The 25,066-nt window shown below is 68.1% G+C and carries 22 protein-coding genes and 6 pseudogenes; 17 read left to right on the forward strand and 11 right to left on the reverse strand.

Going from position 1 to position 25,066, the window contains the following annotated elements; translation table 11 throughout:
- Positions 1-28: 28 nt before the first annotated feature.
- The 5 genes from ubiA to N0A20_RS14685 form a co-directional block, all read right to left on the reverse strand.
- Complete coding sequence (gene ubiA / locus N0A20_RS14665) at positions 29-937, reverse strand: 4-hydroxybenzoate octaprenyltransferase (protein ID WP_260581076.1); 909 nt, start codon at positions 935-937, stop codon at positions 29-31.
- Between the two features lie 65 nt (positions 938-1,002).
- Positions 1,003-1,686, reverse strand: coding sequence for a TadE/TadG family type IV pilus assembly protein (locus N0A20_RS14670; RefSeq protein WP_260581077.1), 684 nt, complete (start codon positions 1,684-1,686; stop codon positions 1,003-1,005).
- Positions 1,674-2,273, reverse strand: a complete 600-nt coding sequence (locus N0A20_RS14675) for a TadE/TadG family type IV pilus assembly protein (RefSeq protein WP_260581079.1) — start codon at positions 2,271-2,273, stop codon at positions 1,674-1,676. The genes N0A20_RS14670 and N0A20_RS14675 overlap by 13 nt, the downstream gene beginning before the upstream one ends.
- The gene (locus N0A20_RS14680; RefSeq protein WP_260581081.1) at positions 2,270-3,259 is read right to left on the reverse strand and encodes a hypothetical protein; all 990 of its coding nucleotides are present in this window, start codon (positions 3,257-3,259) and stop codon (positions 2,270-2,272) included. Before N0A20_RS14680 ends, N0A20_RS14675 begins: the two co-directional genes overlap by 4 nt.
- Before the next feature lie 56 nt (positions 3,260-3,315).
- A complete protein-coding gene (locus N0A20_RS14685) occupies positions 3,316-4,335 on the reverse strand; it encodes a pilus assembly protein (protein WP_260581083.1) in 1,020 nt (339 codons plus the stop codon).
- A 140-nt stretch (positions 4,336-4,475) separates the two neighbouring features.
- Here N0A20_RS14685 and N0A20_RS14690 point away from each other — a divergent pair.
- The 5 genes and pseudogenes from N0A20_RS14690 to N0A20_RS14710 all read left to right on the forward strand — a co-directional run bounded on the left by N0A20_RS14690 (position 4,476) and on the right by N0A20_RS14710 (position 9,231).
- Positions 4,476-5,215: pseudogene (locus tag N0A20_RS14690) on the forward strand (16S rRNA (uracil(1498)-N(3))-methyltransferase).
- Positions 5,216-6,715: 1,500 nt separating this feature from the next.
- Positions 6,716-7,165: pseudogene (locus tag N0A20_RS14695) on the forward strand (hypothetical protein); the annotation flags it as partial.
- A gap of 88 nt (positions 7,166-7,253) precedes the next feature.
- Positions 7,254-7,382 carry a hypothetical protein gene (locus tag N0A20_RS14700; RefSeq protein ID WP_260581085.1) on the forward strand — a complete coding sequence of 43 codons (129 nt, stop codon included), beginning with the start codon at positions 7,254-7,256 and terminating at the stop codon, positions 7,380-7,382.
- 62 nt (positions 7,383-7,444) lie between these two features.
- Positions 7,445-8,812: a glutamate--cysteine ligase gene (locus N0A20_RS14705; RefSeq protein ID WP_260581086.1), complete on the forward strand. Its 1,368-nt coding sequence runs from the start codon at positions 7,445-7,447 to the stop codon at positions 8,810-8,812.
- A gap of 101 nt (positions 8,813-8,913) precedes the next feature.
- Positions 8,914-9,231, forward strand: coding sequence for a hypothetical protein (locus N0A20_RS14710; protein ID WP_260581087.1), 318 nt, complete (start codon positions 8,914-8,916; stop codon positions 9,229-9,231).
- 109 nt (positions 9,232-9,340) lie between these two features.
- On the opposite strand, the gene N0A20_RS14715 is transcribed toward N0A20_RS14710, so the two are convergent.
- The 4 genes from N0A20_RS14715 to hflK form a co-directional block, all read right to left on the reverse strand.
- The gene (locus tag N0A20_RS14715; protein ID WP_260581088.1) at positions 9,341-9,709 is read right to left on the reverse strand and encodes a VOC family protein; all 369 of its coding nucleotides are present in this window, start codon (positions 9,707-9,709) and stop codon (positions 9,341-9,343) included.
- A 404-nt stretch (positions 9,710-10,113) separates the two neighbouring features.
- The gene (locus N0A20_RS14720) at positions 10,114-11,625 is read right to left on the reverse strand and encodes a trypsin-like peptidase domain-containing protein (protein ID WP_260581090.1); all 1,512 of its coding nucleotides are present in this window, start codon (positions 11,623-11,625) and stop codon (positions 10,114-10,116) included.
- A 111-nt stretch (positions 11,626-11,736) separates the two neighbouring features.
- On the reverse strand, positions 11,737-12,588 hold the full coding sequence (gene hflC / locus N0A20_RS14725; protein WP_260581093.1) for a protease modulator HflC: 852 nt from the start codon (positions 12,586-12,588) through the stop codon (positions 11,737-11,739).
- On the reverse strand, positions 12,588-13,754 hold the full coding sequence (gene hflK / locus N0A20_RS14730) for a protease modulator HflK (RefSeq protein WP_260581094.1): 1,167 nt from the start codon (positions 13,752-13,754) through the stop codon (positions 12,588-12,590). Before hflK ends, hflC begins: the two co-directional genes overlap by 1 nt.
- A 91-nt stretch (positions 13,755-13,845) precedes the next feature.
- Between hflK and N0A20_RS14735 the strand changes: the two genes are divergently transcribed.
- The 9 genes and pseudogenes from N0A20_RS14735 to N0A20_RS14765 form a co-directional block, all read left to right on the forward strand.
- Positions 13,846-14,823 (forward strand): Mrp/NBP35 family ATP-binding protein, encoded by a 978-nt coding sequence (locus tag N0A20_RS14735; RefSeq protein ID WP_312846552.1) that lies wholly within the window; start codon positions 13,846-13,848, stop codon positions 14,821-14,823.
- Positions 14,823-15,245: a CoA-binding protein gene (locus N0A20_RS14740; protein WP_260581095.1), complete on the forward strand. Its 423-nt coding sequence runs from the start codon at positions 14,823-14,825 to the stop codon at positions 15,243-15,245. Before N0A20_RS14735 ends, N0A20_RS14740 begins: the two co-directional genes overlap by 1 nt.
- Positions 15,242-15,856 (forward strand): hypothetical protein, encoded by a 615-nt coding sequence (locus N0A20_RS14745; RefSeq protein ID WP_260581096.1) that lies wholly within the window; start codon positions 15,242-15,244, stop codon positions 15,854-15,856. The genes N0A20_RS14740 and N0A20_RS14745 overlap by 4 nt, the downstream gene beginning before the upstream one ends.
- Before the next feature lie 186 nt (positions 15,857-16,042).
- Positions 16,043-16,297 (forward strand): annotated as a pseudogene (locus N0A20_RS20235) (twin-arginine translocation signal domain-containing protein); the annotation flags it as partial.
- A gap of 829 nt (positions 16,298-17,126) precedes the next feature.
- Positions 17,127-17,474: pseudogene (locus tag N0A20_RS20240) on the forward strand (molybdopterin cofactor-binding domain-containing protein); the annotation flags it as partial.
- A 418-nt stretch (positions 17,475-17,892) separates the two neighbouring features.
- On the forward strand, positions 17,893-18,333 hold the full coding sequence (locus tag N0A20_RS20245) for a molybdopterin cofactor-binding domain-containing protein (RefSeq protein WP_312846553.1): 441 nt from the start codon (positions 17,893-17,895) through the stop codon (positions 18,331-18,333).
- Positions 18,333-19,295: pseudogene (gene hemH, locus N0A20_RS14755) on the forward strand (ferrochelatase). Before N0A20_RS20245 ends, hemH begins: the two are co-directional and overlap by 1 nt.
- A 67-nt stretch (positions 19,296-19,362) precedes the next feature.
- Entirely contained in the window at positions 19,363-21,099 is a 1,737-nt protein-coding gene (locus tag N0A20_RS14760; protein ID WP_260581097.1) for a YwqG family protein, read from the forward strand.
- A gap of 88 nt (positions 21,100-21,187) precedes the next feature.
- A pseudogene (locus N0A20_RS14765) lies at positions 21,188-21,842 on the forward strand (SDR family NAD(P)-dependent oxidoreductase); the annotation flags it as partial.
- Between the two features lie 485 nt (positions 21,843-22,327).
- Here the strand turns inward: N0A20_RS14765 and N0A20_RS14770 are convergent.
- Entirely contained in the window at positions 22,328-23,071 is a 744-nt protein-coding gene (locus N0A20_RS14770) for a DUF4019 domain-containing protein (protein WP_260581098.1), read from the reverse strand.
- Positions 23,072-23,261: 190 nt separating this feature from the next.
- Here N0A20_RS14770 and N0A20_RS14775 point away from each other — a divergent pair, with 190 nt between their 5' ends.
- The 3 genes from N0A20_RS14775 to N0A20_RS14785 all read left to right on the forward strand — a co-directional run bounded on the left by N0A20_RS14775 (position 23,262) and on the right by N0A20_RS14785 (position 24,043).
- Positions 23,262-23,507 (forward strand): ribbon-helix-helix domain-containing protein, encoded by a 246-nt coding sequence (locus N0A20_RS14775; protein WP_260581100.1) that lies wholly within the window; start codon positions 23,262-23,264, stop codon positions 23,505-23,507.
- A 79-nt stretch (positions 23,508-23,586) separates the two neighbouring features.
- Complete coding sequence (locus N0A20_RS14780; RefSeq protein WP_260581101.1) at positions 23,587-23,814, forward strand: hypothetical protein; 228 nt, start codon at positions 23,587-23,589, stop codon at positions 23,812-23,814.
- Positions 23,789-24,043: a nuclear transport factor 2 family protein gene (locus N0A20_RS14785; RefSeq protein WP_260581102.1), complete on the forward strand. Its 255-nt coding sequence runs from the start codon at positions 23,789-23,791 to the stop codon at positions 24,041-24,043. The genes N0A20_RS14780 and N0A20_RS14785 overlap by 26 nt, the downstream gene beginning before the upstream one ends.
- A gap of 12 nt (positions 24,044-24,055) precedes the next feature.
- Here N0A20_RS14785 and N0A20_RS14790 read toward each other — a convergent pair whose 3' ends face one another.
- Positions 24,056-24,919 (reverse strand): RimK family alpha-L-glutamate ligase, encoded by an 864-nt coding sequence (locus N0A20_RS14790; RefSeq protein ID WP_260581103.1) that lies wholly within the window; start codon positions 24,917-24,919, stop codon positions 24,056-24,058.
- Positions 24,920-25,066: the final 147 nt, after the last annotated feature.

Genomic DNA, 25,066 nt, shown 5'->3' on the forward strand with positions numbered 1-25,066 from the left:
TAATGATGCAGATTTAACGCACGCCGGTCTAGGGCGCGCCCCCCACCACCAGCATCGCCGCGAACACCAGCAGCCCCGCGAAGCGGTTGCTGCGGAATTTCGCCAGCGCATCCTCGCCCCTCGCGGGGTCGAGCGTCACGACCTGGCCGGTCAGGTGCAGCGCCGCCGGCACCAGCGCGACGAACACCAAAGGATCGGGCCGCACGGACCACAAAGCCCCCGCCCATCCCGCGAGCGCCAGGCTGTAGCAAAGCCCCACCCCCGCCTTCACGTGCCGCCCCATCGCGCGCGCGCTCGACTTCACGCCGACCAGCGCGTCGTCCTCGATATCCTGCAGCGCATAGATGGTGTCGTAGCCGATCACCCAGGCGATGCAGCCCGCATAGAGCAAGGGCAGCGCGAGCGCCGGCGGCGGCCCGACGGCGGCCCAGCCGACGAGCGCGCCCCAGCTGAACACCAGCCCCAGCCACGCCTGCGGCCACCAGGTCAGCCGCTTCATGAAGGGATAGGCCGCGACCGGAATCAGGCTGAGCAGCGAAATCAGCTGCGCGCGCAGCGGCAGTTGCAGCAGCACCAGCAGCCCGGCGAGCGCCAGCAATATTGTCCACAGCCAGGCGTTCCGCACGGTCACCGCGCCGCTCGCCACCGGCCGCGACGCGGTGCGCGCGACCTGCGCGTCGAGGTCGCGGTCGACGATGTCGTTATAGACGCAGCCCGCCCCGCGCATGACGATCGCGCCGAGCAGCAGCCACAGGAACAGCGGCCAATGGCTCGCCGCGCCGCCCGCGAGCGCCAGCCCGAAGGCGCAGGGCCAATAGAGCAGCCACCAGCCGATCGGCCGGTCGAAGCGCGCGAGCAGGGCATAGGGCCGCGCCATCGCGGGAAGCAGCGCGACGAGACCGCGCATCTGGCTGTCGGGAGGCGGGGCGGTCGTCATCGGCCTGCGCGATAGCAGCCGCGCGGCCCGCGATAAATGGCTGATTGTCCCGCGCGGCGGCGGGTTCAGGTGCAGGTCGAAGGCGTCACGCCCGATACCTGATAGACCTGCGTCAGGTCGCGGCCCTCGCGGATGTTGAACGCCGCGGTCGAGTGGATCCGCCGCGGGCCGAGCCATTTGCCATAGAGCAGCGCGTCATATTCATAGAAGATCTCGACGAACATCACCGCCGACCCCGGCGGCGCGGTGACCTCCCTGCCCTCCGGGCCCATGCCGGGAAAATCGACCCCGGTCGCGCCGTCGCCCTGGACGCCATAGCTCGAAGCGGCGTCGAGCGCGCCGAAACAGCGCTGCCAGTGGATCCACTGGCCGTCCTCGGGATTGCGTTCGAGGCTCGACAGGATGATGCGGCCGCGCGTCGCGAGGTTCAGCCCGCGCCCCTGTTCGTCGGCGCCGGTGAACACTTCGTTGATGTCGACTTCGCGCACGCGCGGCAGCGACAGGCTGGACCCGACAGCGATGCGCGAGGCATTGTCGGCGGTGCTCAGCCCGATCTGGCTGATCCGCGTGTTGACGAGCGTCAGATTGGCCATTTCCAGCCCGCCGAAGCCGACAAGCACCAGCAGCGGGATGCAAAAGGCCATTTCGATCATCACCGACGCGCGCGTCTCGCGCAGCAACCGCACCCGGCGCGCCAGCCGCTTCGGCGCCATGCTGGCGCCGCGAAGGATGCGGGTCACTTGTTGCATATGACCACCCGCGTCGCGGTGTTGGTGCCATAGGGCTGGTTGCGCAGCACGGTCTGCGCGCGCAGCGTCGTTTCCTGCGGCTGGCCCAGCATCCGCCAAACCGGCAGGATGCGGTTGAACTTCATCGACGCGGTATAGAGCACGACGTCCTCGGCGCCGCCATTGCCGTTGGCGCCGCGATCGGCCTCCCAGCTGCCGGTGCCGTTCATGTCCTCGAAACACTCGCCCGTGTCCCAGACCTTGTTGCCGTTCTTGTCCGACAGCGGTTCGGGCTCGCCGACCAGGTCATAGCTTTCATAGGCCTTGCGGGAGAAGGTGACATCGGCGTTCTTGAACACGTCGAGAACCCTGGCCTTCACATTGTCGTCGAGGTCGCTCTGATCCTCGGCATTGTTCTCGAGCGTTGCGAGGCGCGCCGACTGGCTGACCGCGCCCTGCAGCACCTGCTGCGCATACATCTGCCAGCAATAGTCGAAAATGCCCATCAAGAGCAGCAGGAACACCGGCGCCGTCAGCGCGAATTCGATCAGCGCGGTGCCCCGCGTGTCGCGGCGCAGGCGGCGGACGAGGGTCTGGCGGCGGGTCATTGCGACAGCCTCAGGCGCGAGATCTGCCCGGCGATCGACGAGAAGATGTCCTTCAGCGTCACCTTGGTCCCGTCGGGCTTGACCAGCGTCTGGTAAGCCTTGCCCGGCGTCGCGCAGTTGGTCAGGCTGGTGTTGAGATTGACGCTCAGCGCCACCACCCACACCGTGATGTTGCGGTCGCGCGCCGCCTGGCACAGCTGCGCAAAGCGGTTGTTGTGGAGCGAGGTCAGCGTCGCGTCGCTGGTGTCGATCGAGCCGCTGACATTCTGGTCGAGATATTCATATCCCTGAAAGGTCAGATTGCCCATGTTCGCCGACATCGCGCCGTCGGTCATGAAAATGATGTGGCGGTCGATCGGGCGGCCGTTGTCCGCGGTCTGATTCTCGTCGGAGAACAGCCCCGTCGGCGACAGCAGGCGCGCGCCCCACGCCATGCCGACATCGTGATAGGTACCGCCGACCGGCTGCAGCGACTTGATATAATCGTCGAATTCGGTGCGGTCGTCCGCGTCGAACTCGGTCAGTTTCATTGCAGCCGCCGGGCAGACCCCCCAGCCGCTCGGCCAGTTCGCCTGATAGCTCATATAGAGGGGAATCGGCGGATTGTTGTTCGAATATTTGACGTTGCCGACATTGACGTTCAGCGTCCCCGTCGTCGACGGCTTGCTGCCAACCTGCTGCGCGCGGGCATAGGCGATCTCGGGGATCATGACCTTCCAGCGGCTGTCGTCGCTGGTGCCCGGCTTCGAATCGATATCCATGTCCAGCGCGGTCGATGGCGCCGTCGCGTTCGCCGCAAAGGCCGTCGTCTTGCGCTCGAAGATGCACCCGCCCCAATAATGGGATTCCTGGGTCCCGTTGACGCCCGTATCGGTGACCAGCTCGCCGCCCGACTTCGCGCTGGTGACGTCGAAGCTGCGGTTCAGATAATTGTAGCGCGTCGGCGGTTGGGTGATCGTCTGAGGCGTCGTGCGCGTATATTCCATCGTCCGGCTCTGGAAGCCGGCAGGTGCTGTTGCTCGACACCCAGACATAGCGATATTCATAATAGCGGTAGTTCTGTTTGACGTCGTTCGTCGTCACGCGTTCGCCGCTGCTGTTGATCGTCTGGCTGGTCTGGGTGGTGGTCGACGATCCGCTCGTCGTTGCCGTCGAATTGGCCTTGGTGGTCTGCGGGCAGGTCGTGCTGTTCTTGTTCGAAATCGTCTGCGACGGGCTCACATTCGACCAGTCGGCCACCACGGTCGCGTTGCTGTTCGACGCGGTGCCGTTGACCGTCGAGCCCGTCTGCCAGTTGTTCGGCTCGATCCGGCGCGACGGCATGGTCACCGAATTGGCGATCCAGTCCGGGTCCTTGGCCATCAAAATCGCGCCGACATTGACCGTCGAGCTGTACGGAACGACACCGATGCGCAGCTAGGCCGTCGCCTTTTTCGGCGCTGGTCAGCGTGTCGAAAAAGGTCATCGACGCTTCCTTGAGCTCGTCGATACGGGGCTGATCGCCCGTGCCCGGATCCTGCATCGACCCGGTGACGTCGAGGACGAGCATGATGTCGAGGTTGGAGATTTCGAGCTTCGCGGCGCAATTGACCGACAGGTCGAAATTGTCGAAGCCGAAAATATACATGATCGAAGTCGGAAGGCGCGCGCTCGCCGTCCCGACGACGTCGGACGTGCCCTGCGGCTCCGAACTGAATTCGATATCCTCGCTGCCGTAAAAGCCTTCGGGAAAGTTGAACGCGAACATCTTGTTCGCCTCGGCCTCGGCCTGCTCGCCATAGCTGCTGACGCCCATATAGCGGCGGTCGGCGAGCACGCCGGCGTCGCACGCCTGTTGCAGGCGAAGCTCGGCCATATAGCCGCGGCCGATGTCGATGCCCGACCCGACGATGCCGATCACGGGCACGATGGCGGCCGCCGTCAGCATCATGGCGTTGCCGCGCTGGTCGCGCATAAGTTTCCGGACGCCGCGCCAGATATCGCGGATCAAGGTCCCTCGCATGGTCACAACCCCTCTTGGCCAGCCAAGCCCCCACCGGATGCGTCGCTGGTATCCTTGCACCTAGGGCGGGACTGCTTACCAAATGGCTAATCACCCGCTGCCGCATGGCGAAGGCGTGCCCGATTCCGCCCCAAAGCGGGACAGAATCGTCCGCGGCCGCGCGGGCTGGGCAAATTTTCCGCATCTGCTATCGCTCGGCGATGCCCGCCGTTCCCGCCTGGCCGCCCGCCAGCACCCCCGCCTGTTCATCGACACCCCGCTCAGCGCCGGGGCCACACCCGCCATCGACGGCGCACCGGCGCATTATCTCGTCAATGTCATGCGCATGAAGGCGGGCGATCCGTTGCTGCTCTGCGACAATCGCAGCGGCGAATGGCTCGGCACCGTGTCGGACATCGCGCGGCGCGCGCTCACCGTGAGGGTCGAACGCCAGACCCGCCCCCTCGAACAGGTGCCCGACCTCTGGCTCTGCTTCGCGCCGGTGAAGAAGGCGCGGCTCGACTGGATCGTCGAAAAGGCGACCGAGCTCGGCATCGCCCGGCTGCAGCCGGTCATCACCGAACGCACGATCGTCGAGCGCGTCAAGCGGGAGCGTATCCTCGCCCAGATCGTCGAGGCGTGCGAACAATGCGGCCGCACCGCGCTCCCCGACCTCGCCGAACCGGTCAAGCTTCCGCATCTCCTCAAGGGCTGGCCCGCCGAACGCGCGCTGCTCTTCGCCGACGAGGAGGGCGGCGTGCCCATGGCGAAGCTGGAGGCCCCCGCCCCCGCCGCGATCCTGACCGGCCCCGAAGGCGGCTTCACCGCGCGCGAGCGGGAGATGCTCCTCGCCAGTCCCGCGGTCCGGCGCCTGGCGCTCGGCCCGCGCATCCTGCGCGCCGAAACCGCGGCGATCGCCGCCACCGCGCTGTGGATGGCACGGCATGGCGACTGGCGATAGCTGTCCCGTTCCCGGACAAAATTACTGCCAATCTGGAACTTATTAACTCCAAATTAGTCACGTCGGCGCCAAGCCACTCGCATGAAACGGTGGGACCAGAACCGATTTCGCTCGGCGTGGGGGTCGGCGAATATCGCCTTGGCGGGCGATGCTCTTTTTTGCCCGGCTGGCGGCGGCGCTCGCCTGCGCGGCCGCGAGCCGCGGCAAGGCCGCGCGGCCGCTGTTGCTGTTCGCCGTCGTCGCCGCACTTGTCGCCTTCGCCCAGCCGGGCTTCGATGCGCGTCGCCGGCCTGGCGGCGCCCGCCTGGTGGGATCCCGACGGCGTTTCGGCCGACGAGGACTGGCACTATCGCGTGCCCGTGACGCTGCCCGCGGCCTCGTCCGTGAACAGCACCGCGCTCGTCAACGTCGACTTCTCCGCCCTGCTGACGCAGCTCGGTGTCTCGGGCGGCTTCGACGTCAATTCGGTGCGCGTCGTGCGGCCGGGCGGCGCGCTGGCAGGCGTGCAGGAATTCACCGACAGCGTCTATTCGGGCGCGACCGACGCGGCGGGCAATGCGCGCGGCGAGGTGCGCTGGATCGTCCAGGACGGCGGCGCGCAGACCTATTATATCTATTTCGACATCGCGGCGAATGGCGCCAAGTCGGCCAATCCGCAGACCCCGATCAACGGCAATTTCGAACGCGGCGGCACCGGACAGATCAGCCCCGCGGGCTGGACCGGCACCCGCACCAACAGCGCCTATGACGCGCAGGTCCGCCCCAGCGAGACGGTCTCGGTGACCGACAGCGACGGGTCGGGCCAGACGCGCAGCACCAACGGCACCCCGAACAGCGGCGGCTTCGCCTATCTGCTCGGCGCCCGCAGCAACAGCGAACCGGCGAGCGGCGAATCGCAGGTGGTGCTGACCCGGACGGTCACGGTCCCGGCGACCAGCCCCGGCAATCTGACCGTGCGCTGGAAACCCGAAGGGTGGGACAGCGCCGACAACGGGACCGCCGACTATGACTTCCTGCGGATCGAGATCGTGGGATCGACGACGACCGAGGTCGTCGGCCCGGCCGCGGGCAATTATGCGACGCGCCCCTTTGCCCCCAATATGGGTACCAGTGCCGCGTCGGCGAGTACGCCGGGTTACGGCCAGTATAACGGCTGGGACATGCGGACGGGCGGCGCGCATACGGCGGGAATGACCGTCGCACAGGGCGCCGAACCCTGGTGGACCTACAACGCCTCGCTCGCCGCCTTCGCCGGGCAGACGGTGACGATCCGCTTCCGCACCCGCCACACGACGCAATATCGCAGCTGGTTCCTGATCGACGATATCGAATGGTCGGTGGTGACCGGCACGCTCGGCACGCCGCAGGGCTTCGGTGCGCAGGTCGTCGCGCCCGCAGCGGCATCGAGCCTGCCGCCGGGGACCAATCTCTCCATCCGCGCCCGCTTCGACGCGCGCCCGACCGCCGCCACGGCGCCGGTGACCGCCAATGTCTATGACAATGCCGGCACGCTCGTCGCCTCGGCGATCCGGCTGTTCGACGACGGCACGCACGGCGACACGACCAGCCGGCGACGGCATCTGGACCAACGACGGCTCGGTCGGGGCCGACCCAACCTATGTCATCCCGCCCGGCACCGCGACGAGCAGCGGCTGGACGGTGCGCGTCTTCGGGCGCGACCGCTCGACGAGCGGCCTCGGCGCAGCGAACAACGGCCTGATCCATCGCGTCGGGCAGCCGAACCCCGCGACCGAGGCCAATTTCTGGAACGTCGCCGACGCACTGTTCAACGTCGCGGGCGCCAATCTGACGATCGCGAAGACGAGCAGCGTCGTCAGCGATCCCGTCAACGGCACGTCCAATCCCAAGGCGATCCCCGGCGCGGTCATCCGTTACTGCCTGCTGGTCGGCAACGCCAGCCCCGCCGCCGCGAGCGCGGTCAGCGTCAACGACAGCCTGCCCGCGAACCTGACCTTCGTACCCGGCAGCATCCGCTCGGGCACGAGCTGCGCCGACGCGGCGACGGTCGAGGACGACAATGCCGCTCGGCGCCGACGAAAGCGACCCGGTCGGCGCGAGCTGGTCGGGGACGATGCTCAACGCGGTGACCGCCTCGCTCGCCAACGGCGCCGCGATGGCGATCCGCTTCGACGCGACGGTGAACTGAGCCCGCCCGCGCCGCGCCGATTTCGCTAGCCTTGCCCGCGCCCCTCTTTTATCTGGCGCGCCATGAGCACAGGCACGGACCCCAAGAACCCCGTCATCGAGCACAAGGACCAGCTCGCCGCCCCGATGATCAAGGGCGAAAAGCCCCGGGAACGCTGGCGCATCGGCACCGAGCACGAGAAATTCGTCTTCCGCACCGCCGACCACCGCGCGCCCTCCTACGACGAGCCCGGCGGCATCCGCGACCTGCTCATGGCGCTTACCCGCTATGGCTGGGAACCGGTCTACGAAGGCGGCAACGTCATCGCGCTGTCGGGCAGCGACGGCGCGATCAGCCTCGAACCCGCGGGGCAGTTCGAGCTGTCGGGCGCGCCGCTCGAAAATCTCCACCAGACCTGCGCCGAAACCGGCCGTCACCTCAAACAGGTGAAGGAGGTCGGCGCCGAACTCGGTCTCGGTTTCCTGGGGCTCGGCATGTGGCCCGACAAGACCCGCGACGAGCTGCCGCGCATGCCCAAGGGGCGCTACAAGATCATGCTCGCCCATATGCCGCGCGTCGGCACCATGGGGCTCGACATGATGCTGCGCACCTGCACCATCCAGACCAACCTCGACTATGCGAGCGAGGCCGACATGGTGCAGAAGTTCCGCGTTTCGCTCGCGCTGCAGCCGCTGGCGACCGCGCTCTTCGCCGCCTCGCCCTTCACCGACGGCAAGCCCAACGGCTATATGTCGTACCGCAGCCATATCTGGACCGACACCGACCCCGCGCGCACGGGCATGCTGCCCTTCGTGTTCGAGGATGGCTTCGGCTACGAGCGCTATGTCGATTACATGCTCGACGTGCCGATGTATTTCGTCTTCCGCGACGGGAAATATATCGACGCCGCGGGGCAGAGCTTCCGCGATTTCCTGAAGGGCGAGCTGCCCGCGCTCCCCGGCGAGCTGCCGCGCCTTTCCGACTGGACCGACCATCTGTCGACTGCCTTCCCCGAAGTGCGCCTCAAGAGCTTTCTCGAAATGCGCGGCGCCGATGGCGGCCCGTGGAACCGCATCTGCGCGCTGCCCGCCCTCTGGGTCGGCCTGCTCTACGACCAGGGCGCGCTCGACGCGGCGTGGGATCTCGTCAAGGGCTGGAGCATCGAGGAGCAGCAGACATTGCGCGACGCGGTGCCGGGCGAGGGTCTCGATGCTCCGGCGCCGGGCGGCGGCACCGTCGGCGAGCTCGCGCACCGGGTGCTCGACATCGCGGCGGCGGGTCTCGCGGCGCGCGGCGAGGTCAATTCGATGGGCGACAACGAGGTCGGCTTCCTCGAACCGCTGCGCCGCATCGCCAAGAGCGGCAAGTCGCCAGCGCACGACCTGCTCGACCGCTACGAAGGCCCGTGGAACCACGACCTCGCCAAAATCTACGACGAACTCAGCTTCTAGGCGGTAGCGGCGGGACCAATACCAGGGTGCCGTCCGCCGGCTGTTTGGTATCCCGGAACATCCATGATATCATCGACTTCCGCCCTCGAAGGAAGTCGATGATGCCGCATCGCAAAGCCAGCCTGATCGCCCTCGCCCTGCTGCCGTTCGCCGCCCCGGCATCGGCGCAGACGATCAATTCGGCCGCCGACATCGGCGCCAATTTCACCGCCAACTATTATGCCGCCGCAGGCTATCTGGTGCCCGACCGCACCGAACAGCGCAAACGGGTCCTCGCGCGCCTCGAAGCGGTCTGCGCCAGCAGGCTGCGCGCCGACCAGCGCCGCTGCGACCGCGCCTGGCGCATCATCGCCGACGCCCATGCCGAGCTCCAGGCTCGCCGCGCCGTCGAAGCGGGCGGCGCCGACGCGCGCCCCTGAACGGCAGCCGTTTCCGGCGAGTTCGGATTGGCTTCCAGGCCGTCCCCCATTTCCGTTCGTTCCGAGCGGGGAGGATCGGGATGATCCGCGCCACCCTGCAACCGGCAACTCACTCCATCGCAAAGGCGTTGAGCTTGTTCCCGTCGAGGTCGCGGAAATAGCCCGCGTAAAAGCCTTCGCCGCGCGGTCCCGGAGGCCCCTCGCACGTCCCGCCATGGGCGATCGCGAGATCGTACAGCCGATGGACCTGCTCCTTGTCCTTCGCCTCGAGCGCGACCATCACGCCATTGCCGACCGTCGCAGCATGGCCGTCGAACGGTTTGGTCAGGCCGATGCCCGCCGCGCCGCCGGGCTTGCCCCAGGCGATGAAACTCTCGGTTTCCATCATCCGCGGCGTGTCCAGCTCGGCCGCGATCGCATCGTAAAAGGGCGCGGCCTTCGCGAGGTCGTTGGTCCCCAGCGTCACATATCCGATCATCGTTCCTCTCCCGACTCGTGGAAAGAACATAGTAGGAACATATGGCGCGCGGTGCAAAGAAAAGGCGATGATGTTTCTTGCAAATTCAGGACGGGAATGGCCGGTATCGGGCGGAAGCGGACGCTGATCTCCCCTCCCGCACGCGGGAGGGGGTTGGGGTGGGCAGCGACGTCTCAATAGCCCACCCCGCTGCGACTAACGAGCAAGCTCGTAAGTCTCGCTGCCCCTCCCGCCTGCGGGAGGGGAGATCAGCGTTTGCACGCAAAGCCCGCTCTCCTCCCCGATCCCGACAGGCCGCTTGAGTTTGCAAAAGACATCATCGCCAAAGAAAAACGGGCACCGGACCATCCGGTCGCAGCGCCCGCCTTTTCCAAAGCTCCTCCCCTGAAGGGGAGCTAGCCCAATTACCGCTTCAACCGCAGCGCCACATCGGCCGACGGCCCGCCACGGCGCAGGATTTCGACCAGCACGGCGTCGCGGCCCGACGCCTTGGTGTCGGCGACCACCTTGGCCAGCGCCTCGCTCGTCGTCACCGGGGTGCGGGCGTTGCCCGCGCTCAGGATCACGTCGCCGCGGCGAAGCCCCTTGCGCCCGGCGTCGCTGTTGCCCGACACAGCGGCGATCACCAGGCCCTTGGTGCCGGCATCGACGCCGACCGCGCGCGCGATGTCGGGGGTCAGCGGCTGCACCGACAGGCCGAGTTCGTTCTGCACCGCGGTGTCGGCGGCGCCCGCCGGATCGTCGGGCAGCGCCTGTTCATCCTCGGGATCGAAGGTCGCGCCTACCAGCTGGTCCTCGGGCGGGCGCTTGCCGACCACGGCGTTGATCGTCATCGTCTTGCCGTCGCGGATCACCTCCAGCGGGATGCGCGTCCCCGGTTTGACGCGGGCGACGATGTAGGACAAAGTCTGCTGCGGCGTGACGTCCTTGCCGTTGACCTTGGTCACCACGTCGCCGCGCTTCAGCCCGGCCTTTTCGCCCGCCTCGCCCGGTTCGATGCGCCCGATGCGCTCGCCGCGGTCCTTGGGCAGGCCCAGCGCCGCCGCCATATCCTCGTCTACGGGCGTGATGCCGATGCCCAGGTAACCGCGCTCGATCGCCTGGCCGGCCTTCAACGCCTCGATCACCGGGATCGCGGCGTCGGCGGGAATCGCGAAGTTGACGCCGATGTTCGCCCCGACGGGCGAGATCAGCATATTGTTGATGCCGACGACATTGCCCTGCAGGTCGAACAGGGGCCCGCCCGAATTGCCGCGGTTGATCGCGGTATCGGTCTGGATATAGCGGTCATAGGCGCCCGGTTGTCCCAGGCTGCGCTGCACCGCCGAGATGATGCCCGCGGTCACCGTCGAGCCGAGCCCGAGCGGGTTGCCGATCGCGACCACCCAGTCGCCGACGCGCGCATCGCTGCCTTCCGCGAATTTCACGAAGGGCAGGCCGGTCGCGTCGATCTTGAGCAGCGCGAGGTCCGACGCCTGGTCGCGCCCGACGATCTTCGCCTTATATTCCTTGCGGTTGGTCAGCGTGACCGTGACCTCGTTCACCGCCTCGCCGCGCGGACCGCCCGAGATGACGTGATTGTTGGTGACGATATAGCCGTCGGCCGAGATCAGGAAGCCCGAACCACCGCCCTGCTGCTCCTGCGTGATCGGCTCGCGCGTGCCCGCGAACGGATTGAGCCGGACGCCGAGCGTGACCTCCTGCTTGGTCGCGATATTGACGACCGCGGGCTGGAGCTGCTCGACGAGGTCGGCGAAGCTTTCCGGGGCGCCCGCGCGGGGGACGACCTTGGCGATCTCGCTCGATTCATTCTGCGCGACCTGCGCGCCGACGGGAGACTGGGTGACCAGCGCCAGCGCCGTGCCACCCGCCAGCAAAGCCGAAGTGATGCCGTAAACATAACGCACGATCTTCATTCCCTTCTGTACTCGAAAAACTCTCGAACCCCGGCGGCGGTTGTCTGCTTCCCCGAGGCTGAACGGCGATTGAACATGAACGGCGCGTGACGGCACCGTTCATGGCGCGGCTCAATCGCCGCGAAAGCGGCGCAGATATTCATTGTCGGGCGACAGGATCATCGACGTCCCGCCCTCGTTGGTCGAGCGGACAAAGGTCTGCTCATAGCTCTGCATCGCGCGATAGAAGTCATAGAAATCGGGATCCTTGCCGAAACTCTCGGCATAGATGCGCGCCGCCTCGCCATTGGCGTTGCCGCGGATGATCTCGGCCTCCTTTTGCCCCTCGGCGCGGATCGCGGTCGCGACCTGTTGGCGCGCGGTGCGCATGCGGTTGAAGGCCAGCTGCAGCGTTTCGCCTTCGGGCAGGTCGGCGCGCTTGATGCGGACGTCGATGATCTCGGCGCCATATTTGTTCGCCTCGCGGTTGAGCGCGACCTGGATATTGTCCATCACCGCGCCGCGCTCGGGCGACAGCAGGGTCGCGAAGGGCCGCTTGCCGAGCTCGTTGCGCAGCGACGAACCGAGAATCGTCGCAAGCTGCTGTTCCAGCCGCTTTTCGGTGCGGATCGCGGTGTACATGCGCACCGGATTGGTGATGCGAAACCGCGCGAAGGCGTCGACCTGCAGGCGTTGCTGGTCGGTCGACAGTACCTGCTGCCGTTCCATGTTCACGCCCAGCACGCGCTTGTCGATGAACTGGATGCTCTCGAAAAAGGGAATGCGAACCGCAAGGCCGGCGCCCGAGCGGCCGAAATCCTCGTTCGGCTTGTAGCGGTTGATGGTGCGCTCGATCTCGCCGAAGCGCAGGATCAGCGCCTGCTGGTCCTCGCGCACGATCGACAGCGACTGCGACAGGATGACGAGCAGCACGATGATGCCGATCAGCAGGCGCATCGGGCGCCGGGTCAGACTCTCGAACATCACTGGCCTCCCTTCGTCGTGACTTCGGGGGCCGGGGGCATCCGGCGCTGCACCTCGGGAAGCGGCAGATAGGGGGTCACTCCGCGCGCCTCGACGACCGTCTTGTCGACCTTCGACAGCACCCGCTCCATCGTCTCGTAATAGAGCCGCTGGCGCGTCACCTGCGGCGACAATTTATACTGCTCGTAGATTTTGTCGAATGCTGCGGTCTGGCCGCGCGCGCCTTCCAGCACCTGCGCCTCATAGGCGCGCGCCTCGTTGATCGCCGATTCGCGCTCCTGCTGCGCCGCCGTCACCGCCTTGAACGCCTCGTCGACCTGGCTCGGCGGGTCGACCTGACGGATCGCGATGCCCTGGATCGTCACCCCGGCGCGATATTCGTCGAGCAGCGTCTGCATCCGCTGCTGCACCTGCGCCTCGATCTCGACGCGGCCCGGGCCGATCGCCTGGACCAGGTCGAAATTGGCGACGGTCGCGCGCATCGAGGTTTCGGCGACCTCGCGAATCGTGCCTTCCGGATCGGCGAGCTGGAAGAAGAAGAGCTCGGGATCGCGCACCGACCAACGCACCTCATAGGCCAGATCGACCAGGCTCTGGTCGCGCGTCAGCACGAAATTCTCGTCGTTGGCGGTGGGCGACCCGATCGGCATGGTACGGATCGCGCGCACGTCCTCCATCTTCATCGTCTCGATCGGCGCCAGCCAGGTCCATTTCACGCCCGGCCCGACGGTGCGCGCATAGCTGCCGAGCCGCACGACCACGCCTTCCTTTTCGGGCGGTACGATGTGAAAGGCCGAAACGACCAGCCAGACCGCCACCAGCGCCAGCACGCCCCATTTCCAGAATCTCGCCGATTCGGACAGGTCGAACCCGCCCCCGCCCGAACCGCCCCCGCCGCCGAAGCTGCCACGGCCCTTGCGCAGCAGTTCGTCGAGCGCGGAAGGGCCGCGCGGCTTGCGGCCGCGGTTGATGTCGACCGGGTCGGGGCTGACCCACGGATTGCGCGGGCCGGGCTTCTTGCCGCCGTCGCCGCCGCTGCCGCCGCCTTTGCCCTCGCCGCCCTTGGGGCCCCAGGGACTGTTCGCCATCGCGGCGATCCCGCTCAAAAAATGCCGCACACCCGGCAGGGCGCGGCGTCCGGTAACGTCGCTGTTCTCGTTGCTCATGAGGCTTTTATAGGGATGGGCGCCGCGATTAACAGGGGGTGCGCGCGAAAATGGCTGGCAATCATCGACGCCGCCCCTATCTGCCACGGACATGACCGACACCGCTCCCCTCGCCAGCATCGCCACCGACCTGACGGGCGGCCGCACCTCGGGCCTCAAATTCCTCGACGGCGACGGCACGCTGGCGATCGTGCTCGACGTCACCGGACTCGAGCCCGAAGCGCGCAAACCGCTCGAGGACAAGCTGCGCGCCGGCCTGCTCGCCCGCCCCGGCGTCACCAGCGTCCGCGTCGCGATGACCGCCGAGCGCAAGGGGCTCACCCTCATCGCGGTGGGCAGCGGCAAGGGCGGGGTCGGCAAATCGACCCTCGCCGCCAATCTCGCGGTCGCGCTGCGCCGGCTGGGGGTCAAGGTCGGCCTCGTCGACGCCGACATCTACGGCCCCTCTCAACCTCGGTTGATGGACAGCGAGGGCGTGAAGCCCGAAGCGCGCGGATCAAAGCTCGCCCCCGTCCCCAACGCCTATGGCGTGCCGATGCTCTCGACCGGCCAGATCGCCGCGCCAGGGCAGGCGATCGCCTGGCGCGGGCCGATGGCGGGCAAGGCGCTCGAACAGCTCATCGACGCAAGCTGGGGCGACATCGACACGCTGATCGTCGACCTGCCGCCCGGCACCGGCGACGTCCAGCTGACGATGATCCAGAAGCACAAGCCCGCGGGCGCGATCATCATCTCGACCCCGCAGGATCTGGCGCTGATGGACGCGGCGCGCGCGATCACCTTCTTCGAACAGGCCGACGTGCCCTTGATCGGCCTCGTCGAGAACATGGCCGGCTACGCCTGCCCGCATTGCGGCGAGGTCAGCGATCCGTTCGGCAGCGGCGGCGCCGAGGCCGCGGCAAAGGTGATGGGTCTCGACTTCCTCGGCCGCGTGCCGCTGTCGATCGGCATCCGCCTCGCCAGCGACGGCGGCGTGCCCCCGGCGGCCGGAACCGACAAGCTCGGCGAGCCGTTCCACGCGATAGCGGCCAGGGTCGTGGCCTGGCTCGACCAGCGAAAGGGCAAGTGATGGCGATCAACGACGACAGCGAAATCCGCGCCTTGCTCGGCCAGCCGCGCCGCATCGCGGTGATCGGCGCCTCGCCCAATCCGGCGCGCGATTCGAATCATGTCCTCGCCTTCCTCGTCGCGCAGGGTCATGACGTGATCGCGGTGAACCCCGGCCACGCCGGCGGCACGATCCACGGCGCCCCCGTCGTCGCCACCCTCGCCAATGTCGAGCCGCCCGCCGAGATCGTCGACATCTTCCGCAACAGCGACGCCGCCGGATCGGCGGTCGACGAGGCGATCGTGCACGGCGCGAAGGCGGTCTGGCTCCAGCTCGGCGTGATCGACGAAGCGGCGGCAAGGCGCGCCGACGCGGCAGGGCTGGCCGTGGTGATGAACCGCTGCCCCAAGATCGAAATCCCGCGCTTGGGGCTGCTGAAGTGAAGGCCATTTCCACTTTCCTCGCCGCCGCGGCTCTCGCCGGCTGCGCAACCACCCCCGCATCCGCCGACCCGCAGGACGAATTTTTCGCCGCGCTGACCGCACGCTGCGGCCAAGCCTATGCCGGGCGGATCGAAACCAGCGAAGCCGCCGACGCCGACATGCAGGGCAAGGCGATGGTGATGCATATCCGCCACTGCACCCCCGAGCGCATCGAAATCCCCTTCCACATCGCCGGGCTCGGCCCCGATGGCGGCTGGGACCGCTCGCGCACCTGGATCGTCACCCGCACCGCGGGCGGCTTGCGGCTCAAGCACGACCATCGCCACGCCGACGGATCGAGGGACGAGGTCACGATGTACGGCGGCGACACCGCCGCACCCGGCACCGCGACGCGGCAGGAGTTTCCGGTCAACGCCGAATCGATCGCGATGTTCACGCGCACCGGCCGCAGCGTGTCGAACACCAACGTCTGGGCGATGGAAGCGACGGCCAGTCGGCTTCGCCTACGAACTGAAACGCGCGAACCGCCATTTCCGCGTCGGCTTTGCGTGGAACGATCCGGTCGAAGCCCCGCCCGCGCCCTGGGGGTGGTGAGCCTCCCCTCCCCTTGAGGGAGGGGTAAGGGGTGGGTATCGACGGGAGGGGCTCGATGCCCCGACCGTCGAAGTTTGCGCATGCCCGGATCGGCTCGCTACGCTCGCACCCACCCCCAACCCCTCCCTGAAAGGGAGGGGAGATTCACGCCCGATCCAAAAGCCTTTGCCTCCCCCGACTCCCGCCGCTTATCAGCATCCCCGATGGCGGGCATTCGCGACAGCATCGACACGAAAAAACGGCGCCTGCCGCACGTCAGCCGCCGCTCGCTACTCGTCGGCGCCACCGCCGCGGGGGGTCTCGCGCTCGCCTGGACCGTGTGGCCGCGCGACTATGCCCCCAACCTCACCGCCGCCGAGGGCGAGCATATCTTCAACGCCTTCCTGAAGATCGGCGAGGACGGCCATGTCGGCGTCGTCGTCCCGCAATGCGAGATGGGCCAGGGCGTCACCACTCTGCTGCCGCAGATCATCGCCGACGAACTCGGCGCCGACTGGCGCACCATCGCCGTCGAAACCGCGCCGATCAGCCCGCTCTACACCAACACCCTGCTGGTGGACGAGGACAGCGCCACCTTCACCCCGCGCTCGATGGTCCCCGACTTCGTCGCCGACGTGCGCGGCTGGGCGCGGCGCGAATGGGCGGTGCGCCATGCGGTGATGCTCACCGCCAATTCGTCGTCCGTGCGCATGTTCGAGGGGCCGTGCCGCGACGCCGCGGCCCAGGCGCGCGCGCTGCTGATGATGGCGGCGGCGCGGCGCTGGGACGCCAACTGGGAAGAGTGCGACACCGCGAACGGTTTCGTGACCTTCGGCAGGAAGAAGCTCCGCTTCGCCGAGGTCGCCGCCGCCGCCGCGCTGCTCGAACCGCCCGCCACCCCCGTCTACCGCGCGAGCAGCACCGACCCGCTCTATGGCCAGGAACTCACCCGCCTCGACCTGCCCGCCAAGGTCGACGGATCGGCCAATTATGCCGGCGACATCCGCCTGCCCGACATGGTCTTCGCCGCGATCCGCCAGGGGCCGCTCGGCGCGACGCGGCTGAAGAGCATCGACCGCAAGGCGGGCATGAAATCCCCCGGCCTGCTCCACATCGTCACCCACGACCGCTGGCTCGCCACCGTCGCGCGCAACTGGTGGGCCGCGAACCGCGCGCTCGACGCCTTCGCGCCCGAGTTCGAGACCGCCGGCACCCCGATTTCGTCCGCTCGGCATCGACAAGGCGCTGAAGGCGGCGATCAAGGCCGACGGCCACCGCATCGTCGGGCGCGGCGACGTCGCCGGCGCGATGGAGGGGCGCGGCAAGATCGCCGCTTCCTATGTGGTCGCCCCCGCGCTCCACGCCCCGATCGAAACGCGCACCGCCACCGCCTCGCTCGAACGCGGCCGCCTCCGCGTCTGGGTCGCGACGCAGGCCCCCGCGCAGTGCCGCGCCGCCATCGCCGCCGCGACCGGCCTGGCCGAAAGCGCCGTCACCCTCTTTCCGATGATGGCGGGGGGATCGTTCGACGCCTGCCTCGATCACGGCGTCGCGGTGCAGGCGGCGATCATCGCGCGCGAGATTGGACGCCCGGTCCAGCTTTGCTGGTCGCGCGCCGAGGAAATCATGCGCGACATTCCGCGCCCGCCCGCCCGCGCAAGGATGGTCGCAACGCTCAACGCCGCGGGCGGCATCGACGCGCTGGTCGCGCGCATCGCCGTTCCCGCGACGACGCACGAGTTTCGCGACCGCCTGTTCGGCAACACCCCGCCCGACGTCGCGCAGCGCGCCGCCGCTCGGCGCCTCCGACGCGGTCGCGGTCGAGGGGGCCGCGGGCGATTATGCGATCCCGCACCTCGCGGTCGATCACTGCCCCGCCGACATCGGCCTGCCGACCGGGCGCTGGCGCGGCAATGCCGACAGCTACACCGCCTTCTTCACCGAATGTTTCGTCGACGAACTGGCGGCAAAGGCCGGGCTCGACGCGCTCTCCTATCGCATGGCGATGCTCGGCGGAGCGCCACTGCTCGCGCGTTGCCTGCTCACCGCGACCAGCATCGGCGGGTGGGAGGGCATGCTCTCGGGCTCGGCGCAGGGCCTCGCCTGCCATTCGATGCGCGGCAGCCATATCGCGCTGATGGCGACCGCCCGCCCCAGCGACCGCGGCCTGCAGGTCGAACAATTGGTGGCCGTCGTCGATGCCGGGCGCCTCGTCAATCCGGCCATCGCGCGGCAGCAGGTCGAGGGCGGGCTGATCTTCGGCCTCGCCGCCGCGGTCGGCGCAACCACCGACTATGAGGGCGGCGTCGCGACCGCGCGCAAATTGGGCCAGCTCGGCCTGCCGCGCCTGTCGCAATCGCCAGAGATCGTCGTCGAATTTCTCGACAGCGACCGCGATCCCGGCGGCCTCGGCGAAATCGGCGTGCCCATCGTCGCCCCCGCCATCGCCAATGCGCTGTTCGCCGCGACCGGCCGCCGCATCCGCCGCCTGCCCCTTGTCGCGGCGCCCGTGTGATGACCGATATCGGCGTCCTCATCGTCAACCTCGGCACCCCCGACGCGCCCGACGCGCCGTCGGTGCGCCGCTATCTCGCCGAGTTCCTGTCCGACCGCCGTGTCGTCGAGATCCCGCCGCTCCTGTGGCAGCCGATCCTGCGCGGCGTCATCCTGACCACCCGTCCGAAACAGTCCGCCCACGCCTACAAGCAGGTGTGGACCGACGAAGGTTCGCCGCTCGCCGCGATCACCCGCCGCCAGACCGAGGCGATGCAGGCCGCGCTCGGCCCCGATCTCCGCGTCGCCCATGCGATGCGCTACGGTAACCCGTCGATCGGCGCGACGCTCGATGGCCTGTTCGCCGTCGGCTGCCGCCGCATTCTGATCGCGCCGCTCTATCCGCAATATTGCGCCGCGACGACCGCGACCGTCACCGACGCGGTGAACCGGCATCTCGCGGGCCTGCGCTGGCAGCCGAGCCTGCGCTTCCTCCCCCCTTTCCCGCCGATCCGCTTTATATCGGGGCGCTGAAATCCTCGGTCGAAACCGGCCTCGCCGCGCTCGACTTCGTGCCCGACGTGCTGCTCGCCAGCTTCCACGGCATGCCCGAGCGCACCCGCACCCTCGGCGACCCCTATCATGACCAGTGCCGCCAGACCGCGACGCTGCTCGCCGACGCGCTCGGCCGCCCGGTCGAGGTGGCGTTCCAGTCGCGCTTCGGCCGCGCCCAATGGCTCGAACCCGCGACCGACGCGACGCTCGAACGGCTGGGCCGCGAGGGGCGGAGCGTTGCCGTCCTCGCTCCCGGCTTCTCCGCCGACTGCCTCGAAACGCTCGAGGAGCTGGCGATCCGCGGCAAGGACCAGTTCGCAGCCGCGCGGCGGCAAGCATTTCGCCTACCTCCCCTGCCTGGGCGACAGCCCGCCGGGCCTCGCCATGCTCGAAACCCTGCTCCGCCGCGAACTCGTCGGCTGGCTTTAGGGCCATCACTTACCTCCTGTTTAACCTCTTCGTTTAGACTTGGCCGCGAGTCTCCCGGGAGGTCGCGATGAGTCAGGTTCAAACGGCGATGCTGACGCTGGTGGCGGCGACGCTCGCCTTCGCCGTCGTCATGGTCCTGCTCTGGCGCAGCACCCGCCCCGCGGCCGTGTCCAAGGGCCCCAAAATGCCGCGCGCCCCGCGCGCGCCGGGCGAAAGCCAGCTCCCCCGGCTGCCCCGCCGCGACCGCAATCCCGAGATCGCGGCTCCGGTCGAAATGTCCGCCGCGCGCCTTGCGCGGATCAGCGCCCGCCCGCCGATCGACCGGCTGACCGAACCCGAAACCGCCTTCGCGCCCGCTCCTGAAACCCTCGTCGCCGACCGCGAGCCCGAGGCGCCGGTCCCCGCACCGCCCAGCGAAGCCGACCGCGAGATGGTGAGCCACATGCTCGGGCAGATGGTCGCGCAGGTCGAGCAGGAGGCCGGCCTCATCGCACGCCGCGGCACCGAACCCGTCGCTGTTCGCCTCGTGCCCCAGATCCCGCCGCGCCGCGACGAAGTCGTCACCAGCTGGCTCGGCGGCCGCCCGCGGCTCGACCCCGGCACGCCCTGGCCCGAAATCCGCGAGGTTCGCGGCGAATTCCTCGCCCAGATCGCCTGCGCGCATTTGCCCGCCGACCTGTGGGACGGACTCGGCCCGCGCCGCGGCAGCCTCGCCTTCTTCATCCACCCGCGCGACGGCGACGTCGCGGTGGTCCATGTCCACGAGGCGGGCGACCCGGTCGATCCGCCGCACCCCTTCGATCCGGGCGGCAGCTTCTTCGCACCGGACGGCGGCATCCGCTTCGGCGACCTGATGCCCTTCGCGCGTCCCGGTTTCCCCGAATGGCCGGTCGACCTCGTCGCGGTCCACCCCGGCGGCGGCGACCTGCGCGCCGCCGAGGACGAGGGCGACGACGAGACGCGCGTCGGCGCCCGCCTCTACCGCGCCGGCTTCGACCTTGCCGACCCCGCCTTCCATCCTTTCGACTGGGACAGCATGACCGCGATGGTCGACATCCTCGCGATGCGGATCGCGCGCTTCTGGAAGGAGGTCGACGGCCCCTCGCCGATCGACACCCAGCTCGCCAGCGTCGAGCGCCGCCTCGCGAAACACGACGCCGGGGACAAGGACCCGCTCGGCCGCGAAGGCCTCGTCAACATGCGCGCCTCGCTGGAGGAGCTGCACGACGCCGCCGAAGCCGCGCGCGACACCAACCGGAAGGCGCGCGAACGCGCCGAGGAGATCATCGCCATCGTCCGCGACAGCGCCAGCCACATGGCCTTTTCGGCGAGCGACGCCGCCGCGGTGATGGATGCGCTCCACGCGATCCGCTGGACCAAGGTCAACCGCAAGAAGGACCCCGAGGGCCGCCCCGGCGCCGAGCGGATCGAAAGCCTGACGATCCCGCTGACCCGGCATCACCCCGACGCGCCGCTGTGGGCGCACGACTATCTCGCCATCTGGTTCGATCATGCCAAGCACGCCTATGCCGCGAACCCCGACGCGCTGCCCGGCGCCGCGCGCGCGGTGCTCGAACCCTGGCTCCGCGACCTCGCGGCGCGCGAGATGCCCAGCATCGGCCACATCCCCTTCCGCTACGTCCACGACTATGACGAGGAACTGCACGCGACCCTGCTCGAACTGCCGTCGAGCGGGCTGATGAGCTGGGCCTTCGGCGACGTCGACCACCTGGTCCTGACGCTGCGCAAGGCCGACCTCGCCGCCGGCCGCTGGGACCGCCCGCTGGTGCAGGTCAGCAACTGAAAATGCTATCCGATTGACGTAACGGGCAACTTGCAGGCCTCCTCCGCGCGCCCTAATCAGGGCGAAACACTCTGTGGGAGAGCAGTTCATGTCACGTGTAGCGATCGTCACCGGCGGCAGCCGCGGTATCGGCGAGGCGATCAGCCTCAAGCTTCAGGAAATGGGTGCGACCGTCGTCGCCAACTATGCCGGTAATGACGACAAGGCGCGCGAGTTCAGCGAGCGGACCGGCATCGCGGTGCGCAAATGGGACGTCGGCGACCATCAGGCCTGCCTCGACAATTGCGCGGCGATTACCGGGGAGTTCGGGCCCATCGACATCGTCGTCAACAACGCCGGCATCACCCGCGACGGCACCCTCGCGCGGATGCAATATTGCGACTGGGACGATGTCATGCGCGTCAACCTCGGCGGCTGCTTCAACATGGCGAAGGCGACCTTCCCCGGCATGGTCGAGCGCGGCTGGGGCCGCATCGTCAACATCGGCTCGATCAACGGCCAGGCCTAGCCAGTACGGCCAGGTCAATTATGCCGCCGCCAAATCGGGCATCCACGGCTTCACCAAGGCGCTGGCGCAGGAAGGCGCCAAGAAGGGCGTCACGGTCAACGCGATCGCGCCGGGCTATATCGACACCGACATGGTCGCCGCGGTCCCCGCCCCGGTGCTCGAAAAGATCGTCGCGAAAATCCCGGTCGGCCGCCTCGGCCACGCCGACGAGATCGCGCGCGGCGTGGCGTTCCTGTGCAGCGAGGATGCAGGGTTCGTGACGGGCTCGACGATGAGCATCAACGGCGGGCAGCATATGTACTGACGGTGGCAGGCGCGTAGCGAGGGCGTTCGCGCAGCGAACGGCGAGCTAGGCGCCAGTGCCGCAAGGCGGCAGCCACCGGCACGGCCAGCGGGGCGACCGGCCCTGCAAGGCCGGTCGAACCCGTCTGACGTCATGGCGGCGGCTTTGCCGTCGCCGCTGACGCGACATCCAAAATACAAAAGCCGTTCGCATCGAGCGAAGTCGAGATGCTCCTCGGGCTGGGCGCCATCTCGATGGGTGTCTCGACTGCGCTCGACACGAACGGGAAGAGAGGGGCTGTTCCATAGCCCTTCGCGTTCTTCCCGCCTTCGGATGATATTATTTTGGATCACGCGAAGACGCGAAGAGCGTTAAAAGGAAGGAGGAAGCTGGCTTCCCGCCGACGCGGGAATGACGACGGATTTGAGACGGTAGGATTACTCCACCGTAACCCCCACCACGCGCCAGGCATCACCCTCTCGCACCAGCGACAGCGTCTCGATCGCCCCCGCCTTGTTCGCATAGTCGGTGCGGAACTTGACCATCCGATAGCCATAGGGCGGCGCGGGCACATATTCCTCGCCGACCAGCACCCGCGACGTCACCGCCCCCAGCGGCCCCTGCACCTGCTGCGCCACCCGGCTCCAGGTCTCCACCGTGTTGAGCGCCTTGAACGCCTGCCCGGTCGCCTCCCAGCTTCCGTTCCAATCGCGCCTGTCGACCAGCGCGAGCCAGTCCCGCGCCGCCGCGACGGCGGCGCTTTCGGCGGGCGCGGCGGACGGCGCCGCGGCGGGCGCATCGGCGGTACCGGTCATCGAGGAAAAGGCGAGCAAGGCAAGACTGAGCGACATGAGAAGACCTCCAACGATCCAGCCGAGCGGCCGCACCATGCGGGGCGCCTCGGCCGATGCCGCCGTGTCTTCCATGCCGGCACCGCCGCCCGCATCCCCCAAAGCCTTGTCCCCGATTATTTCGGGGTTCCGGTGTTCGACGTCGCGCAGCAGCCGCGCCGCCTCGCGGCTGCTCGACACCGCCATCTTGCGCCGCGCATCGCGCAGCCTTTCGTTGACCGTATGCACCGACAGTCCGAGGTGACTTGCCATCGACCTGGCGTCATAACCGCTGACGAGCAGCCGCAGCGTCTCCTTCTCCTTTTCGGTGAGGGTATGGATTCCCGTCATCACTCGTCAGCGTCCTCTATCCGTCGCCCCCGCGAAGGCGGTGGCCGCTGGCCACCTGGCGCTACGCCGATAGCGGCCCCCGCCTTCGCGGGGGCGACGTGTTTGCTGTCGAATATTATGCCCCACCCGAATCCGGGTCACCCCCAAATAAATCGTACCCTCCGCCGGGCAGCCACGATAAACCGGCACCATGACCGCCCCCTATCACCCCCCGGTCAAACGCTCGGTGACGATCGCCGGCCACCCGACCTCGATCAGCCTCGAGCCGGTCTTCTGGGACGCGCTCGAAGCCGAAGCCGCACGCCACGCGCTCCCGGTCAACGCCCTCGTCGCGCGCATCGACGTCGAGCGGATGGAGGCCGACGATCCGCCGAACCTGACCTCGGCGATCCGGCAATGGCTGTGGCGGGAGCGCCAAAGCGCCGGGGCGGGGTGACCGGGGCTTTCGGTCCTGCGGAATATATGGTCCGAATCGGCGAGATGCGCTATCTTGCGCGCCAGTCGCGGGAGGCCGCATGATCGCCAAGCTTCGTCCCTTGATCGCCGCGCTGCTGATATCGACGGCAGGTTTCAGTGGATTTGCCCGCGCCGCGGCCGACGATGGCCGCCAGCAAGCCGAGGTCGCCGCGCTGATAGACCAGTGGGCAGACGCGCGGGTCTCGGGTGACGTTGATTTTCTCGAACGATTTTACGCCGCCGAACTGCGAGATCGGCCAGATGAACGGCGGCATCGTCGAGCGTAAGGACGATATCGCACTTTTCGCAGCGCGCCTGATCAAGCCGGAGTATATTCGCGATACCGACGTCCGCGTCGACATTTTCGGCGATACCGCCGTCGTCAGCTGCATCGAAAATCTGAAGGGGACATACAGGGGCGTGCCTGGCGAAATGTCCCTCCGGATGCTGAACGTGCTGCTGTTTCGCGAGGGGCGCTGGCAGCTGGTCGCCAGCCAGTCGGCCGAGATCCGTTAACGCCCCCGCGTCCTATCGTACCAACGCCCCCGCCACCGCACTGCCAAATGCCGCGCCCTTGTCCGGCGCGAAATGCAGGAACAGCGACGGCTCGATCAGCTCCAGCTCCATGATGTGCAGCCGCCCCGCCGCATCGCCGACCATGTCGACGCGCGCATAGACGGGCGGCGCGGGCGCCGCCGCCAGTGCCGCAACCGCGAGCGCCTGCGCGTCATCGCTCGCCTCCCACACCGTCTCGCGCCCGCCGAACTGTTCCTGCACGCGAAAATCGCCCGCCGCCGGACGCTTGACGATCGCATGGCTGAAGGCGCCATCGAAGAAGAAGATCGAAAATTCGCCCTCGCTCAGGATTCCCGGCATCAGCGGCTGCACCAGCCGTCTTTGCCCCAGCGCGTCGGCAGGCACCCCCGCGCCCGCCGCGATGCGGTGCGTGCCGTCGGCGCCGCCCGAGATCGCTGGCTTCACCACCACCTCGCCGGCGCCGAGCCGCGCGCGCGCGTTGGCCAGACCAGCTTCATCGAGCGCGGCAACCTCGACCGTCGGAACCACCGCGACGCCCTTGGCGGCGAGTTCGGACAAATAGGCCTTGTCGCTGTTCCAGCGCAGCACCGCGACCGGATTGACCACCGGCAGCGCCTCGGCCTCCAGCCGGTCGAGCAACGCGTACCAGCCAGGAACGTCGCGCTGATAGCCCCAGGCGAAGAGCGGCAAGATCAGGTCGAAGCCCGACAAATCGCCCGGATCGCCCCACACGCGCTGCTCGACCGCCAGCCCCGCGCCCGCCAGCGCGAGCGCCTTTCGCGCGAAGGCGGGTTGCCATTTCTCGTGATAATCGGGCGCCGGGACAAGGATCGCGACGCGCGGCTGAAAGGGCATTCGGACAGGCTTTCCTAAAGCCCCTCCTCTTTAGAGGAGGGGGTGGGGGTGGTGGAAGCCATGCCCGTAGCAAGCCGCAAACACCACCCCGCTGCGACTAGGCTCAGGACCTATTAAAATGCTTGCGCGTTAGGTTCGGGTTTGATT

The sequence above is a fragment of the Sphingopyxis sp. PET50 genome (genome assembly GCF_025244705.1).
Classification (GTDB): Bacteria; Pseudomonadota; Alphaproteobacteria; order Sphingomonadales; family Sphingomonadaceae; genus Sphingopyxis.